Raw genomic sequence first — 14,984 nt, 5'->3', positions numbered from 1 at the left:
TCAGGCGTTCTCAGTGACGCCCGCGGCGTGAGCCTGCAGGTCAGCGTGGTAGGACGAGCGCACCAGCGGGCCGGAGGCAACGTGATGGAAACCCATCGCTTCGCCGGCTTCGCGCAGTTCGTTGAATTCGTCCGGCGTCCAGTAACGGACCACCGGGTGGTGATGCGGCGTCGGCTGCAGGTACTGGCCGATGGTGATCATGTCCACATCGTGCGCACGCAGATCGCGCATGGTCTCGAGCACCTGCTCCATCGTCTCGCCCAGGCCCAGCATGATGCCGGACTTGGTCGGCACGTCCGGATGCTGCGCCTTGAAGCGCTTGAGCAGGTCCAGCGACCACTGGTAATCGGCACCCGGGCGCACTTCGCGATAGAGGTGCGGCACGGTTTCCAGATTGTGGTTGAACACGTCCGGCGGGAAATCCTTCAGCACTTCCAGCGCGCGTTCCATGCGGCCCTTGCCGCGGAAATCGGGCGTGAGGATTTCGATCTTGATGTTCGGCGCCGCATGGCGCGTGGCGCGGATGCAGGCGGCGAAATGCTCGGCACCGCCGTCACGCAGGTCGTCGCGATCCACCGAGGTGATCACCACGTACTTCAGGCGCATGTCGCGGATGGTCTCGGCCAGGCGTGCCGGTTCCAGCGGATCGGGCGCGGCCGGACGGCCATGGGCCACGTCGCAGAACGAGCAGCGGCGGGTGCAGACCTCGCCCAGGATCATGAAGGTGGCCGTGCCTTTGCTGAAGCACTCGTGGATGTTCGGGCACGAGGCTTCCTCGCACACCGTCACCAGCGAGTTTTCGCGCAGGCGCGACTTCAGCTGCTGCACCGCGTTGCCCTGCGGCAACCGCACGCGAATCCAGCTCGGCTTGCGCAGCGTCGGCACGTTGGTGTCGAAACCGGCGCGGTTGAGCCCGATCTTGTCATTGCCGAGCTGCTTTTCGACGGGGGCACCGCCAACGACGCTGATCGGGATGACTTTGGAAGAGGACATATCGCTCATGTAGGCAAGCTCAGACCGCTACGCGAGCGGGTAGTTCAGGGAGTATGGGGGGCGCCGCCTCGGCGACGAATCCAAACTGGCGGCAGAACTCCTCCACCAGGGCGTCCTCGACATCCGACAGGCGCGACGGACCGCCCAAGTCTAACACCTGAGTGACCGCCAAACCCTTGTAGCCACAGGGATTGATGCGGTGATACGGCTCAAGGTCCATGTTCACGTTGAAGGCCAGGCCGTGGAAGCTGCAGCCGCGGCGCACCCGCAGGCCCAGCGCCGCCACCTTGGCGCCCGCCACGTAGACGCCCGGGGCGCCCTCGAGGCGCTCGGCGCCGATGTTCCAGTGGCCCATGGTGTCGATGATGGCCTGCTCGATCTTGTTGACCAGCTCACGCACGCTGACACCCGCACGGCGCAGATCGATCATCGGGTAGCCCACGATCTGGCCGGGGCCGTGATAGGTCACCTGGCCGCCGCGATCCACATGGATCACCGGGATATCGCCCGGCGCCAGCACGTGTTCGGTCTTGCCGGCCTGGCCGAGGGTGAATACCGGATCGTGTTCGAGCAGCCACAGCTCGTCGGGCGTGTCCGGGCCCCGGTTGTTGGTGAATTGGCTCATCGCCTCCCAAGTCGCCTCGTAGGGCTGGCGACCGAGACGACGAACTTTGAGCGGCAGGGACATGGAGGAATGACCTGGGGACGGAGGTGATTATCTGCGGTCGTGAGACCACCCTTGCAAGGGCTGGAAGTCACTGAAGGCCTGGTGGGCGCGAAAGCCCGCCAGGCCTCGAGGTCCCGACGCGAGCACGCCTCACAGCGTGTAGCGGATGTCCGGATCGGCCCGCAGCGAGGCGTGCGCCTCGTCGTACTGTTCGCGCGTCTCGGCGCGGAAGCTCACCGTCACCGAGATGAAGTTGCCTTCGCGCGAATGGCGCTGCTTGACCGTCTCATGTAGCACGTGCACGCCGATGCCTTCGAGGATCTGCGGCACGCGGGCCGGCAGATCGGCGCTGGCGTTGCCCATCGCGGTGATCTCGAATTCACCGGGAAACTGGAAGCCTTGGCCTTCTTGGGCCTCGATGGAGTCGATATCGCGCATCAGTGCACCTCACTCACTTCTTTTCGTCGGGCTTCTTGTCGCTATGGAACCACAGCATGATGCTGTCCCACAGGCGCCCGAAGAAACCGGCCTGCGGGGCATCGGCCAGGGCGATCAGCGGCACGTTCTGCACCGGCTGGCCGTCCAGCGTGACGCGTAGCGTACCCACCTGCTGGCCCTTGGTGAACGGCGCGACCAGCGTCGCCGGCACGTCCAGGGTGGCCTGCAGCTTGTCGTAGTCGCCACGCTTGACGGTGACCAGCACGTTGTCGCTCACGCCCAGCGGCAGCTGGTTGGACTGGCCCTTCCACAGCCTGGGCGTGGCCAGCGGCTTGCCGCTGTCATACAGCTTGTGCGTCTCGTAGAAACGAAAACCGTAGCTGAGCAGCGCCATGGCCGCGTCGGCGCGGGTCTTCTCGTTGGTCGAGCCCATCACGATGGCGATCATGCGCGAGTCGCCCTGCTTGGCCGAGGCGGCCAGGCAGAAACCGGCCGCGGCCGTGTGGCCGGTCTTGATGCCGTCGACGGTCGGGTCGCGCCACAGCAGCAGGTTGCGGTTGTGCTGCTTGATGCCGTTCCACTCGAAATCCTTGATCGCCGAGATCGCATAGTCCTCGGGGAAGTCGTGGATCAGCGCGCGCGAAAGAATCGCGATGTCGCGCGCCGTGGAGTAATGGTTGGCGATCGGATAACCCGATGCGTTCTGGAAGTTCGTGTTGGTCATGCCCAACTGCTTGGCATAACCGTTCATCAGGCCGGAGAACGCCTGTTCCGAGCCGGCCGTGTGTTCGGCCAGCGCAATGGCGGCGTCGTTGCCGGACTGGATGATCAGGCCGTACAGCAGGTCCTTCAGCGGCACCTGGCTGTTGAGCTTGAGGAAGCTGGTGGAACCGTCGGTGCCCGCGCCGCCGCCGCGCCAGGCGTTCTCACTGATGGTGACCGGGTCGTTCATGTGGACTTTACCGTTGGCGACTTCGGCAGACACCACATAGTCGGTCATGATCTTGGTGATCGAGGCCGGCTCCACGCGCAGGTCCGGCTCCTTCGAGGCGAGCACCTGGCCGGTGGCGTAATCCATCAGCACCCAGCTCTTGCCATCCACATCCGGCGGCGGAGGCACCGGGGCCTCAGGCATCACCGGGCGCGGCACCGGGACGGGCTTGGGCGGGGTCTGCTGGGCAACGGCCGTGCCGACGACCAGGGCGGCCACGGCAAGCGAGGAGAGGGTACGGCGGATCAGGTTCATCGTTCGATTCGGTCCAATGGCTATCGCGGCGCCGTGGCGCCGCAAGAATTTCAATACATCAGTCTACCGCGACCTGCGGCCTGGGCAGGCCCATGCCCTCGATCCGCGTGGTCACGTCGTCGGCCTGGTCGACGCTGGCGAGGGGGCCCACGCGCACGCGGCGGATCGTGCGACCGTTGATTTGCGCATCCACCACCTGTACCGGCGCAAAATTGGCAACACGCAATTGCTGCGCCACGCGCTCGGCGTTGACCCCGTCGGAGAATGCGCCCACCTGCAGGAAAATACCGGGCCCCGGGCTGGCGGGTTTGGGCGCGGGCGGTGGCGGCGGCAGGGTCTGGGCGGAAAGCGGCTGCGCCGGATCGATCGCCCGCACTTCCACCAGGCCGGTGCCCTTGGGCCAGACGCCAATGCGCACGGCGGCGGCATAGGAGAGATCGATCACGCGGTTCTCGTGGAACGGACCGCGATCGTTGATGCGCACGATCACGCTCTTGCCGTTTTCCAGGTTGGTCACGCGCGCATAGCTGGGAATCGGCAGCGTCTTGTGCGCGGCGCTGAACTGGTACATGTCGTAGTCCTCGAGACTGGACGTCTTGTACCCGTGGAATTTGTTGCCGTAGAACGAGGCGATGCCGCGCTCCACATAACCGTTCGGCGAGGCCAGCACGTTGTAGGTCTGGCCCAGCACGGTGTAAGGCGACTTGTTGCCGTAGAGCGCGCGCGGCTCCACCTTCGGCACCGGCTCGGGCAACTTGGCGATCACTTCCGGCGGCGGGCCGGCCGGCACGCTGTCCGTGTCGTCGCGATAACGGCTGCTCTGCGGGCGGCTGGTGTCGTCGTTGACGCCGCCGCGCGATGGCGCGGACGATCCGCTGCTGCTGCCCGAGGCATAGGGACCACGCGAGGTGGAGCCATGGCTGCTGGAGGGACGGGTCTTGCCGCCGCTGCAGCCGGCCAGCAGCGCCATCAACAGAAGTGGCAGCGCAAGCCGCCAGCTCATTGCGTCGCGTCCATCCCGTCGTTCCCCGGCCCGTTCGCCCCTTGCGCGATGGCCTGCGCCAGCTGGTGCACCGCCAGCGCATAGAGCGGACTGCGGTTGTAGGTGGTGATCACGTAGAAATTCTGGAAGGTGAGCCAGTACTCCATGCCATCCGCGCCCTGCAGCGACTGCAGGCTGGTGGGCTGCCCGGGATTGATCGACTGCAAGGGTGCGTAGCCCCACGCTACGAGCTGCTCGAGCGGCCATTGCGGTTTGGAGTCCTTGACGGAAATGGGCTTGGCGGCGCCATCGGCCCGCGCCGGCGCGGCCACCAGGCCACCGGTCTGCCAGCCATGCTTGGCGAAGTAGTTGGCGACGCTGGCAAAGATGTCAGGCAGCGAGTTCTTCAGGTCGATGCGGCCATCGCCATCGGCGTCCACGCCGAAGTCGCGGATGCTCTCGGGCATGAACTGCCCCCAGCCCTGCGCGCCCGCGTACGACCCGGTAAGCGCGTCGACGGGGCCCGCCAGATGGTTCTCCGGCAACTCCAGCAGCACCTTCAGCTGTTGGCGGAAATAGGTGGCACGCGGCGGGTAATACAGGCCCAGCGTCACCAGCGCATCGAGCACCTTGTATTTGCCGGTGATGCGACCGTACGAGGTTTCCACACCCACGATGGCCACGATGTACTCGGGCGCCACGCCGTATTGCTTGCCGATACTTTCCAACAGGGCGCGATGCTCGCGATAGAACGCGATGCCGTCGTTGATGCGCTGGGGCGTCATGAAGATCGGCCGGTAATCCTTCCACGGCTTGGCTTCGGCGGGACGGCTGATCGCATCGAGGATGCTCTGCTGCTTCTTAGCGCCATCCAGCAAGGCATTCAGCGATGCACTGCTCTTGCCCGTATCGCGGGCCACTTCGCTGACCAGCTGATCCTGTCCGGGATGGGTTTGCGCGAACGCCGGCATGCTTGCAGCGGCGAGAAGGAGGCCCAGCGTGGCAACAAGGCGACGAGTCGGGAGCGACGCGGGAATCGAGGGCATGAATGACTTCGCTGTCGTAAACGGCTACGAAGGTAGCCTAGCATGCGGGCTGGCGAAAACCGCTGCTTTTTCGCGAGAACCTGTCGCGCACAAGTGCGCTCCCACAAAGTCAGTCCCCTTGTGGGAGCGCACCTGTGCGCGACAGCAATGTGCCTCTACTTGTGGATCTTGCGGTTGGCGTAAATCGACATCAGCACCCCAAACCCGGTCAGCAGCGACACCGCCGAGGTGCCGCCGTAGCTGATCAACGGCATCGGCACGCCCACCACCGGCAACATGCCCGCCACCATGCCGCCGTTGACGAACACGTAGACGAAGAAGCTCATGCCGATGGCGCCGGCGAGCAGGCGCGAATAAGTGTCGCGCGCCTCCATCGCAATCCACAGGCAGCGGCCGATGATGAAGGCGTACAGCAGCATCACGCCGATCACGCCAACCAGGCCGAATTCCTCGGAAAACACCGCAAAAATGAAGTCGGTGGTGTGCTCGGGCAGGAAGTCCAGGCGCGACTGCGTGCCATGCTGCCAGCCCTTGCCAAACACGCCGCCGGAACCCACCGCAATCTGCGACTGGATGATGTGCCAGCCGTTGCCGAGCGGATCGGATTCCGGATCGAGCAGCGTGCGCACGCGATTGCGCTGGTATTCGTGCAGGAAGTGCCAGGCCACCGGAACCATCGCGCCCACGACGGCCAGCAGGCTGCCGATCTTCCACCAGCGCATGCCCGACAGAAACAGCGCGAACGCGCCCGCCGCGGACACCAGCAAGGCCGTGCCCAGATCCGGCTGCTCCGCAATCAGACCGGCCGGAATGGCGATCAGCATGCCGACGACGACGATGTCCTTCCAGCTCGGCGGCAGCTGCCGCGGATGCAGGTACCAGGCCACCATCATCGGCATGGTGAGCTTGAGCAGCTCCGACGGCTGGAACGACACCACGCCCAGATCCAGCCAGCGCTTGGAGCCGCTGCGCACCTCGCCGATGCCCGCCACCACCAGCAGCAACATCACGCTGCCGGCGAACAGCCACGGCGTCCAGGTGCGCAGCATCGACGGCGGGATGCGCGAAATCAGCATCACCAGCACACCGCCCATGACGAAGCGCGCGGCCTGTCCGCCGATCATCGCCATATTGCCGCCACTGGCGCTGTACAGCGTGACCAGGCCCACGCTGGCCAGCAGGATCAGGCCGAAGGCGAGCGGAATATCGATGCGCGGTCGCGTCATCAGGCGGCGGATGAAGCGCACCAGGCGTACCTGCAGCTCGTCGATCACGGGTTGCCTCCGTCGTCGGGCGGCGCCGTGCTGGTGCTGTCGGCGGGCATGGCGGACATGTCGGCGGGTGTGGCGACCGGTGTGTCTTCGGGTAGTTCGGGCGTGCTGGACGGCGTGGCGGGAACGTTTTCCAGCGTATTCGTCGGCGGTACCGGGCCGCCTGTCGAGGCAAGCCATGCTTCCATCACCTTGCGCACGATGGGGCCTGCGTCAGAGGCACCCCAGGCGCCGGATTCCAGCATGGCCACCACAGCGATGCGCGGCGCTTCGGCCGGCGTATAGGCGATGAACCAGGCGCGGTGACGCGTTGCCAGATACGCCAGATTCTTGTTGTTGTCGTAGTCGTTGGTGCGGCGGGAAAAGCGCTCTGCGGTGCCGCTCTTGCCGGCTACGACAAAAGGAAAGCCGGTGAACTGGCCCTTGGCGGTACCGCCCGTGATCACCGCCTCCATGCCCTGATTCACCACTTCCCATTCATGCGGTTTACGAATGACCGACGGCCCGGACGGCGGATTCGGCAAGGGCACGGGATGCTCCTTCACGACAGCAGTCGCCATGACGAGACGCGGCGCGTAGGGCGTGCCGTGTCCAGCGAACGTCGCCGTGGCGTGCGCCAACTGCAATGCAGTGACGGTCCAGTAGCCTTGGCCAATGCCCGCGATGATGGTTTCGCCCTGGAACCAGGGGAATTTGCTGCGCGTCGCCTTCCATTCACGCGAAGGCAAAATACCTTCCGCCTCACCTAGCAGATCGATACCGGTCTTCTTGCCGAAACCCAAGCTACCCATCCAACTGGCGAGCCGATCAATGCCCATGTCCAAAGCAAGTCGATAGAAATACGTGTTGGTCGACTTCTCGATCGCACGCACCATGTTCACCGTGCCATCGCCGCCACGCGTGTCATCGCGATAACAACGCTGCTGCCCCGGTATGCAGAACTCGCCCGTCGACAACACGGTGTCTTCCGGACGACGAATACCCAGCTCCAAACCACCCAACGCCAGGAACGGCTTCACCGTCGAACCCGGCGGATACGCGCTCTTCAGCGCGCGATTGAGCAGCGGCTTGTCTTCGGCGTTCATGTAGCCGGTGTAGTCGGCCTTGCTGATGCCGTTGACGAACAGGTTCGGATCGAAGCTCGGCACGCTGACCATCGCCAGCACCTGGCCATTGCGCGGATCGATCGCCACCGCCGAGCCCGGCCGCCCCTGGAACGCATCGGTGGCTGCCTTCTGCACGCGCACGTCGATGTTGAGATAGAGATTCTTGCCGGGCGTGGGTGCGTGGGTTTCCAGCACGCGCTGCACGCGGTTGTCGGCGTTCACTTCGACCAGCTCGTAACCGGGTTCGCCGTGCAACACGTCCTCATAGGAACGCTCCAGGCCACTGCGCCCGACATGGCTGGTGCCCTTGTAGCGATCGGCATCGAGCCGGGTCAGGTCGTCGGCGTCGATGCGGCTCACGTAGCCCACCACATGCGCGAACAACGGGCCGTAGGGGTAGCGACGAGTCAGGTACGGCACCACGTCCAGCCCCGGAAAACGCCAGCGATTGATGGCGAAACGGGCAATCTCGTCTTCGGTCAGGTGCAATTTCAGCGGCACGCTGTCGAAGCGGCGATTCTGCTTGAGCTGCTTCTTGAACGCGTCGATGTCGCTGTCGTCCAGCGGCACGACTTCGCGGATGGCGGCCAGCATGGCCGGCAGATCCTTCACCTGCTCGGGCACCACTTCCAGGCGGAACGCCGGCACGTTATCGGCCAGCAACACGCCCGAGCGGTCGAAGATGAGACCGCGTGCCGGCGGAATCGCACGCGGCTTCACGCGATTGTTTTCCGAGCGCAGCGCGAATTCGTCGTGACGCTGCACCTGCAGGTAGTGATAGCGCACCACCAGCACGCCCAGGCCCAGCAGGATCAGCGCGAAACCCACCATCGCGCGCACGCGAAAGAGCGTGGCTTCGCCGCGGGTGTTCTTGATGGATCGTCGCCGCAGGGCCATGGCGTTACTGGATGCGCAAACGCATGCGCAGGTCGTCCATCAGCAGGAACAGGAACGGCCATAGCGCAGCGCCGACGAACGGCGAGATCCACCACGTGGCGGGCGGCAACGCGTCACCCGCGAAGGTGCGCACGATCAGCAGCAGCACGCGGTCGTTCAGCAGCAAGGCCAGCACCGCCAGGGTCTGCTGCCACATCGGGAAGAAGCGCAGGCGCGAACGGAAACGCAGCACGATGAACACCAATGCGCACAACCGCATCGCCTGCTCGCCCAGCAACACGCCGTCGAGCAGGTCGGCGCTCAGGCCGATCACGAAAGCCAGGCCAAGCGTCACGCGCTCGCCCGACTCCAATGCCCAGTACAGCAGGAACAGCGCCGGCCAATACGGCTTGAACGGCTGCAGCGGCGCCGGCAGCGGAATCAGCATGGACAGCACCGCGAAGACCAGCGTGCCGACGAACCAGATCAGGCTGATGCGAGGTTTGCTCATGGCTGCACCGGATTCGTGGTGGCCGGCGGCGTTTGCGCAGGCGTCGCGTTGGCGCGCGGCGGTGCCGCCGCACTGGCGCTCGGTGCAGGCGCGAGGTCGGCGGGCGGACCCACCGGTGCGGCTGGTGCGGGCGGACCTGCCGGTTCGGCCAGATCGTGCAGCAGCAGCACGTTGTCGCTGCGATCCAGATCCGCCGAAGGACGCGCGCGCCCTTCCAGGAACATGCCCGACGCCGCCGGTTCCACGCTACGGATTTCGCCTACAGGGAATCCCGGCGGGAAACGACCGCCCAGACCGGAAGAGAGCAGCTTGTCGCCCGGATGCACGTCGGCCGCCATGGAGATGTTCGGCAGGCTCAGCAGGTCGCCATCGCGCGTGCCGTAGGCCACGGTGCGCAGGCCGGTGCGCTCGACAACCACCGGAATGGCATGGTCGGGATCGGTCACCAGCATCACCAGCGAGGTGCGCGGCATCACTTCCACCACCTGGCCCATCACGCCGTGCGCGTCGATCACTACCTGGCCAGGCTTCACGCCATCGTGCGAGCCCACGTTGACCAGCATGCGGTGACGGTACGAGCCCAGGTCCACGTCGATCACGCGGGCCAGCTGTACGTTGAGATCGAGGCTGTGCTGCGTATCCAGCAATTGCTTGAGACGCTCGTTCTGCTCGGCCACCGCCGCCATGCGGTTGAGCTTGGCGTTGGCGAGCAACAGGTCTTCGCGCAGGCGCTGGTTCTGCTCGGTCAGCAGCTTGCGGTCGGAGAACGCCACGCTGAGCGTATGCATGCCGGACGCCGGCAGGCTGGCCAGCCGATACACCGGCTCCACCAGCACCGAGGTGGCATAACGCAGGCGCCAGATCCAGCCGTTGCGATGGTCGAGCACCATCAGCACCATGGCCAGCGCAAGATAAAGAATGAGCCTGAGGGTACCGGCGACGGTACCGGCAAACAGGGGCGAGGATTCCTCGCGCGCAAGCGCCATGGCTTAACCCGCCCCTGTCGTATGGGTTACTCGGGAGCGAAGAAGTCGCTGCCGTGCTGATCGATCAGCTCCAGCGCCTTGCCGCCGCCACGGGCCACGCAGGTCAGCGGCTCATCGGCCACCTGCACGTGCAAGCCGGTTTCCTCGGAGATCAGGCGATCCAGGTCGCGCAGCAGCGCGCCGCCGCCGGTGAGCACGATGCCGCGCTCGGCGACGTCGGAGCACAGTTCCGGCGGAGTCTGCTCAAGTGCCGACTTCACCGCCGCCACGATGCCCGACAGCGGCTCGTGCAGCGCTTCCAGCACTTCGTTGGAGTTGATGGTGAACATGCGCGGCACGCCTTCCGCCAGATTACGGCCGGAAATCTCGATTTCCTTCACGTTGGTCTGCGGGAAAGCGCAACCGATCTCAAGCTTGATGCGCTCGGCGGTGGATTCGCCGATCAGCGTGCCGTGGTTGCGGCGCACGTAGTTGATGATCGCTTCGTCGAAGCGGTCGCCGCCCACACGCACGGACTGCGAGTAGACGATGCCGTTGAGCGAGATCACCGCCACTTCGGAGGTGCCGCCGCCGATATCCAGCACCATCGAGCCGCGCGCCTCGTGCACCGGGATACCGGCGCCGATCGCGGCCGCCATCGGCTCCTCGATCAGGAACACGTCACGGGCACCGGCGCCTTCGGCCGATTCCTTGATCGCGCGGCGTTCCACCTGGGTGGAGCCGCAGGGCACGCAAACCAGCACGCGCGGGCTCGGGCGGAGCATGCGCGACTTGTGCACCTGCTTGATGAAGTGCTGCAGCATGGCCTCGGTCATCGAGAAGTTGGCGATCACGCCATCCTTCATCGGACGCACCGTGGCGATGTTGCCGGGCGTACGGCCCAGCATGCGCTTGGCCTCGGTACCCACGGCGGCCACGGCACGGGGACCACCCGGGCCACGATCCTGACGAATCGCCACCACCGACGGTTCGTTCAGCACAATGCCCTGTCCCCTCACGTAAATAAGGGTATTGGCCGTGCCAAGGTCGATCGAAATGTCGTTGGAGAAAAAGCCGCGAAACTTCTTGAACATGGGTCCGCCGTGTGTCGGCTGTGGCTAAAAAGTAAGCGCGCCAGTCTAGTCAGCAACCCACAGGACCGCAAGGACATTCTCGTTAAGAAAGCCTTTGTTTACGCTGTGATATGAGACTTTTACGCGTCCTTTGTGTGGCTTTTGAGAGTTCCCTCAAATGCCCTGCCGCTCGCAAGAAAGTCGCGGGCCGCACAACTTCCCGGTATGATCGGGAACTTTGAGCCAGGCTGGCGTTACGCTGCCCGGACTGCCTATTCATCTGCCAGGAATATCCTCGCATCATGTCAGCCGTCATTTGCGGATCGCTTGCTTACGACACCATCATGGTGTTCCAGGACCAGTTCAAGAACCACATCCTGCCCGACCAGGTTCATATCCTGAACGTGTCGTTCCTGGTGCCCCGCATGCGTCGCGAATTCGGCGGCTGCGCCGGCAATATTGCCTATAACCTCAAGCTGTTGGGCGCCGATCCGCTGCCGGTGGCGACGGTCGGCCAGGACTTCGGCCCGTACCAGGTGCACATGGAAAAGTGCGGCATCCGCATGGACTACGTGCGCGTGTTCGACGACCAGTTCACCCCGCAGTGCTTCATCACCACCGATCTGGACAACAACCAGATCACCGCCTTTCACCCGGGCGCCATGCTGAGCGCGCACAAGAACCACGTGCGCGACATCCCGGAGATCAGCTTCGCCATCGTGGCGCCGGACAGCCGCGACGCCATGCTGCAGCACGTGGATGAGTTCGCCGCACGCGGCGTGCCCTTCATCTTCGATCCGGGCCAGGCCATGCCGTTGTTCGACGGCGCCGAGTTCCGCTCGATGATCGAAAAGGCGACCTACGTGATCGTCAACGACTACGAGTCGCAGCTGCTGCAGCAGCGCACCGGTTGGAGCGCGCAGGAGATCGCTTCGCGCGTGAAGGCGTACATCGTCACGCTCGGCCCGCGCGGCTCGCACATCCATACCGAAGGCACCACCCATGAGATCCCGCCGGCACGCGAGCGCCAGGTGGTCGATCCCACGGGCTGTGGCGACGCTTATCGCGCCGGCCTGATCTTCGGCATCATGAAGGGCAAGGACTGGCCGACCGTGGGCCGCATGGCCTCACTGATGGGCGCGCTGAAGGTGGAGCACCCGGGCACGCAGAACCAGCACTTCGACTACGCGCAGTTCTCCAAGGCGTTCGAAGACCAGTTCGGTTACGCCATCGACTGAGCTTTGCCGCACCATGCGTGAACGACGAGGCCTCCATCGCGGAGGCCTCGTTCGTTTCAACCCACGCGGAAACCCATGGTGGCGTTCACGGCGTCCTGCCAGCCGCGATAGAGCTGGTCTCGTTCGGTTTCGCGCATCTGCGGTTCGAAGCGACGGTCCACCTGCCACAGGCTGGCGATCTCTTCGCAGCTCTGCCAGAAGCCGACGGCCAAGCCCGCCAGATAGGCCGCGCCCAACGCCGTGGTTTCCTGCACGCGTGGACGCAATACCGGCACGCCGAGCATGTCGCTCTGGAACTGCGCCATGAAATCGTTCGCGATGGCGCCGCCGTCGGCACGCAGCTCCTTGAGTGCCATGCCGGCGTCCGCCTCCATCGCAGTGAGCACGTCGCGCGACTGGTACGCCATCGACTCCAGCGCAGCCCGCACGAAGTGCTCCTTGCTGGTGCCCCGGCTCAGCCCGAACACCGCGCCGCGGACGTCGCTGCGCCAATACGGCGCGCCCAGGCCCACGAAGGCCGGCACCATGTACACGCCATCGCTCGACGCCACCCGCTCCGCATACGCCTGCGAGTCGGATGCCTTGCCCAGCATGCGCAAACCATCGCGCAGCCACTGGATCACCGAGCCGGCCACGAAGATGCTGCCCTCCAGCGCATAGTCCACGCGATCGCCGAGCTGCCAGGCAATGGTCGTCAGCAGGCCATGCGTCGACGATACGGCCTGCTCGCCCGTGTTCATCAGCATGAAGCAGCCGGTGCCATAGGTATTCTTGGCCATGCCCGCAGTGAAACAGGCCTGCCCGAACAGCGCGGCCTGCTGGTCACCGGCCACGCCCGCGATAGGTACGCGCGCACCGAAGAACTGCGTCGGCGCCGTGTGTGCATAGACTTCGCTGCTCGAACGAACCTCCGGCAGCATCGCGCGCGGGATGTTGAGCATGGCGAGCAGATCATCGTCCCAGCAGCGACGATGGATGTCGTAGAGCAAGGTGCGTGCAGCATTGCTGACATCGGTGACGTGTGCCGTGCCACCGCTGAGATTCCAGATCAACCAGCTGTCGATGGTGCCGAACAGCAGCTCGCCGCGTGCGGCTCGTTGCTGCGCGCCATCCACGTGATCGAGGATCCAGCGAAGCTTGGTCGCCGAGAAATAGGCATCGATCAGCAAACCCGTCCGCTCGCGCACCAACGGCTCGCAGCCATCCCGCTTGAGTTGCTCGCAGATATCCAGGCTCTGGCGCGACTGCCAGACGATGGCGTTATGGATGGGCTGGCCGGTGGCGCGATCCCACACCACGGTGGTCTCGCGCTGGTTGGTGATGCCAATGGCCGCTATTTCACCAAGTTCGACCTGCGTGTTGGCCAGCAGCTCCGTCACCGTGACCAGGATGCTGGTGAGTATCTCGCGCGGGTTGTGTTCCACCCAACCCGGCTGCGGAAAGACCTGGGCAAATTCGCGCTGCGCGACGCCGACGACCGAGCCGGAGTGATCGAACAAGATGGCCCGCGAACTCGTCGTTCCCTGGTCGAGGGCAAGGATGTAACGCTGTTCCACGCCTGCCGGCCCCTGCTGCGCTTGGCTGATGCGCCAAGCGTAGCAGTTCGATCCTCGGGGATCGTCAGTGCGCGCCGGCCTTCTCGCCCGGCTGCATGATGCGATCGATGAAGGCGAGGGCCAGCGCTGACACCACGAACGCCAGGTGCAGCAGCACCTGCCATTTGATCGTCTCCGCGTTGAGGGTATCGGCCTTGATGAAGGTCGCGAGCAGGTGGATAGAGGAGATGCCGATGATGGCCATCGCCAACTTCACCTTCAGCACCGTCGCATTCACATGCGAAAGCCATTCGGGCTGATCCGGATGGCCTTCCAGCTTCAACCGCGAGACGAACGTTTCGTAACCGCCAACGATCACCATCACCAGCAGATTGGAAATCATCACCACGTCGATCAGGCCCAGCACGGTCAGCATGATGGTCGTCTCGGCGCTTTCCGCACCGGCACCTTCGACCACATGGCCAAGCAGCGTGGTGTCAACGAGATGCCACAGCTCGCGCACGAACTGCACGACATAGATTGCCTGGGCGGCGATCAGGCCCAGGTATAGGGGCAACTGCAGCCAGCGAGAGGAAAAGATCAGATAGGAAAGCGGACCAAGGCGGCTCTTCTGAGGAGTCGTCATACGCGTCACATGGTGGGTAGGGGATGTCCGATCATCGCAAATTTGTGCGACAGACAGCATCCCACTTCGCGTACTCATTCAGGCGCAGGCAAGAAGGCCGCGTCATCGCGGGGCCAGTCAGCGATGCAATCGCCGCCGAGGACGTCTGGACGTCTATTCGCGACGCGCCTGATGATCGGCGTCGACGGCCGATGCTCGGGCGCGATCGCGCCGGGCAAAAACAGCTGTTTTTACGGGGTTTTCAGCGGGATATTTCCAAACCGCACAAAGACAAACGCCTTCCCGGATGGGAAGGCGTTTGAGGGATAAAGCCCCTGGCGGTGACCTACTCTTGCATGAGAATTCACACTACCATCGGCGCAGCTGCGTTTCACTTCCGAGTTCGGGATGG

15 protein-coding genes and 1 rRNA gene are annotated in these 14,984 nt (G+C 64.5%); 2 read left to right on the top strand and 14 right to left on the bottom strand.

All coding sequences use genetic code 11. The features are described 5' to 3' along the window. From lipA to ISP20_RS09960, 11 genes are all read right to left on the bottom strand, one after another. Positions 1–1,002 (bottom strand): lipoyl synthase, encoded by a 1,002-nt coding sequence (gene lipA / locus ISP20_RS10010; protein WP_204635955.1) that lies wholly within the window; start codon positions 1,000–1,002, stop codon positions 1–3. A gap of 10 nt (positions 1,003–1,012) precedes the next feature. Further along, on the bottom strand, positions 1,013–1,681 hold the full coding sequence (gene lipB / locus ISP20_RS10005; RefSeq protein WP_156171363.1) for a lipoyl(octanoyl) transferase LipB: 669 nt from the start codon (positions 1,679–1,681) through the stop codon (positions 1,013–1,015). Between the two features lie 129 nt (positions 1,682–1,810). Further along, positions 1,811–2,098: a YbeD family protein gene (locus ISP20_RS10000; protein WP_204635954.1), complete on the bottom strand. Its 288-nt coding sequence runs from the start codon at positions 2,096–2,098 to the stop codon at positions 1,811–1,813. A 13-nt stretch (positions 2,099–2,111) separates the two neighbouring features. Then, entirely contained in the window at positions 2,112–3,344 is a 1,233-nt protein-coding gene (locus ISP20_RS09995) for a D-alanyl-D-alanine carboxypeptidase family protein (protein WP_204635953.1), read from the bottom strand. A gap of 58 nt (positions 3,345–3,402) precedes the next feature. Beyond that, the gene (locus tag ISP20_RS09990) at positions 3,403–4,347 is read right to left on the bottom strand and encodes a septal ring lytic transglycosylase RlpA family protein (RefSeq protein WP_204635952.1); all 945 of its coding nucleotides are present in this window, start codon (positions 4,345–4,347) and stop codon (positions 3,403–3,405) included. Beyond that, positions 4,344–5,372, bottom strand: coding sequence for a lytic murein transglycosylase B (gene mltB / locus ISP20_RS09985; RefSeq protein WP_204635951.1), 1,029 nt, complete (start codon positions 5,370–5,372; stop codon positions 4,344–4,346). Before mltB ends, ISP20_RS09990 begins: the two co-directional genes overlap by 4 nt. A 155-nt stretch (positions 5,373–5,527) precedes the next feature. Continuing rightward, complete coding sequence (rodA, locus tag ISP20_RS09980) at positions 5,528–6,598, bottom strand: rod shape-determining protein RodA (protein ID WP_239535675.1); 1,071 nt, start codon at positions 6,596–6,598, stop codon at positions 5,528–5,530. A 44-nt stretch (positions 6,599–6,642) separates the two neighbouring features. Continuing rightward, on the bottom strand, positions 6,643–8,646 hold the full coding sequence (gene mrdA, locus ISP20_RS09975) for a penicillin-binding protein 2 (protein WP_204635949.1): 2,004 nt from the start codon (positions 8,644–8,646) through the stop codon (positions 6,643–6,645). A 4-nt stretch (positions 8,647–8,650) separates the two neighbouring features. Next, positions 8,651–9,136 carry a rod shape-determining protein MreD gene (gene mreD, locus ISP20_RS09970; RefSeq protein ID WP_204635948.1) on the bottom strand — a complete coding sequence of 162 codons (486 nt, stop codon included), beginning with the start codon at positions 9,134–9,136 and terminating at the stop codon, positions 8,651–8,653. Beyond that, positions 9,133–10,122, bottom strand: a complete 990-nt coding sequence (gene mreC, locus ISP20_RS09965; protein ID WP_204635947.1) for a rod shape-determining protein MreC — start codon at positions 10,120–10,122, stop codon at positions 9,133–9,135. Before mreC ends, mreD begins: the two co-directional genes overlap by 4 nt. Positions 10,123–10,148: 26 nt before the next feature. Continuing rightward, positions 10,149–11,195, bottom strand: coding sequence for a rod shape-determining protein (locus ISP20_RS09960; protein ID WP_204635946.1), 1,047 nt, complete (start codon positions 11,193–11,195; stop codon positions 10,149–10,151). Positions 11,196–11,476: 281 nt separating this feature from the next. Here ISP20_RS09960 and ISP20_RS09955 point away from each other — a divergent pair, with 281 nt between their 5' ends. Beyond that, positions 11,477–12,412, top strand: coding sequence for a carbohydrate kinase family protein (locus tag ISP20_RS09955; protein WP_204635945.1), 936 nt, complete (start codon positions 11,477–11,479; stop codon positions 12,410–12,412). Positions 12,413–12,468: 56 nt separating this feature from the next. Here the strand turns inward: ISP20_RS09955 and glpK are convergent, their stop codons facing one another. Together glpK and ISP20_RS09945 are read right to left on the bottom strand one after the other, a co-directional pair. Then, the gene (gene glpK, locus ISP20_RS09950) at positions 12,469–13,968 is read right to left on the bottom strand and encodes a glycerol kinase GlpK (protein WP_204635944.1); all 1,500 of its coding nucleotides are present in this window, start codon (positions 13,966–13,968) and stop codon (positions 12,469–12,471) included. 64 nt (positions 13,969–14,032) lie between these two features. After that, the gene (locus tag ISP20_RS09945) at positions 14,033–14,593 is read right to left on the bottom strand and encodes a TIGR00645 family protein (protein ID WP_204635943.1); all 561 of its coding nucleotides are present in this window, start codon (positions 14,591–14,593) and stop codon (positions 14,033–14,035) included. Between the two features lie 23 nt (positions 14,594–14,616). On the opposite strand from ISP20_RS09945, the gene ISP20_RS09940 reads away from it, so the two are divergent. Then, positions 14,617–14,895 (top strand): hypothetical protein, encoded by a 279-nt coding sequence (locus tag ISP20_RS09940; protein WP_204635942.1) that lies wholly within the window; start codon positions 14,617–14,619, stop codon positions 14,893–14,895. 10 nt (positions 14,896–14,905) lie between these two features. On the opposite strand, the gene rrf is transcribed toward ISP20_RS09940, so the two are convergent. After that, positions 14,906–14,984: ribosomal RNA gene (gene rrf, locus ISP20_RS21840) — 5S ribosomal RNA — on the bottom strand; the annotation flags it as partial.

The sequence above is a fragment of the Dyella kyungheensis genome (assembly GCF_016905005.1).
GTDB lineage: Bacteria > Pseudomonadota > Gammaproteobacteria > Xanthomonadales > Rhodanobacteraceae > Dyella > Dyella kyungheensis.
This window is presented reverse-complemented; position numbering and strand designations above follow the sequence as displayed.

What these genes read in the sequence shown, in the direction of transcription:
- ISP20_RS09990 (WP_204635952.1), bottom strand. Translation starts at nt 4,347, where the DNA reads ATGAGCTGGCGGCTTGCGCTGCCACTTCTGTTGATGGCGCTGCTGGCC.
- ISP20_RS09940 (WP_204635942.1), top strand. Translation starts at nt 14,617, where the DNA reads ATGTCCGATCATCGCAAATTTGTGCGACAGACAGCATCCCACTTCGCG.
- lipB (WP_156171363.1), bottom strand. Translation starts at nt 1,681, where the DNA reads ATGTCCCTGCCGCTCAAAGTTCGTCGTCTCGGTCGCCAGCCCTACGAG.
- ISP20_RS09945 (WP_204635943.1), bottom strand. Translation starts at nt 14,593, where the DNA reads ATGACGACTCCTCAGAAGAGCCGCCTTGGTCCGCTTTCCTATCTGATC.
- mreC (WP_204635947.1), bottom strand. Translation starts at nt 10,122, where the DNA reads ATGGCGCTTGCGCGCGAGGAATCCTCGCCCCTGTTTGCCGGTACCGTC.
- mreD (WP_204635948.1), bottom strand. Translation starts at nt 9,136, where the DNA reads ATGAGCAAACCTCGCATCAGCCTGATCTGGTTCGTCGGCACGCTGGTC.
- mltB (WP_204635951.1), bottom strand. Translation starts at nt 5,372, where the DNA reads ATGCCCTCGATTCCCGCGTCGCTCCCGACTCGTCGCCTTGTTGCCACG.
- lipA (WP_204635955.1), bottom strand. Translation starts at nt 1,002, where the DNA reads ATGAGCGATATGTCCTCTTCCAAAGTCATCCCGATCAGCGTCGTTGGC.
- ISP20_RS09955 (WP_204635945.1), top strand. Translation starts at nt 11,477, where the DNA reads ATGTCAGCCGTCATTTGCGGATCGCTTGCTTACGACACCATCATGGTG.
- ISP20_RS09995 (WP_204635953.1), bottom strand. Translation starts at nt 3,344, where the DNA reads ATGAACCTGATCCGCCGTACCCTCTCCTCGCTTGCCGTGGCCGCCCTG.
- mrdA (WP_204635949.1), bottom strand. Translation starts at nt 8,646, where the DNA reads ATGGCCCTGCGGCGACGATCCATCAAGAACACCCGCGGCGAAGCCACG.
- ISP20_RS10000 (WP_204635954.1), bottom strand. Translation starts at nt 2,098, where the DNA reads ATGCGCGATATCGACTCCATCGAGGCCCAAGAAGGCCAAGGCTTCCAG.
- ISP20_RS09960 (WP_204635946.1), bottom strand. Translation starts at nt 11,195, where the DNA reads ATGTTCAAGAAGTTTCGCGGCTTTTTCTCCAACGACATTTCGATCGAC.
- rodA (WP_239535675.1), bottom strand. Translation starts at nt 6,598, where the DNA reads ATGACGCGACCGCGCATCGATATTCCGCTCGCCTTCGGCCTGATCCTG.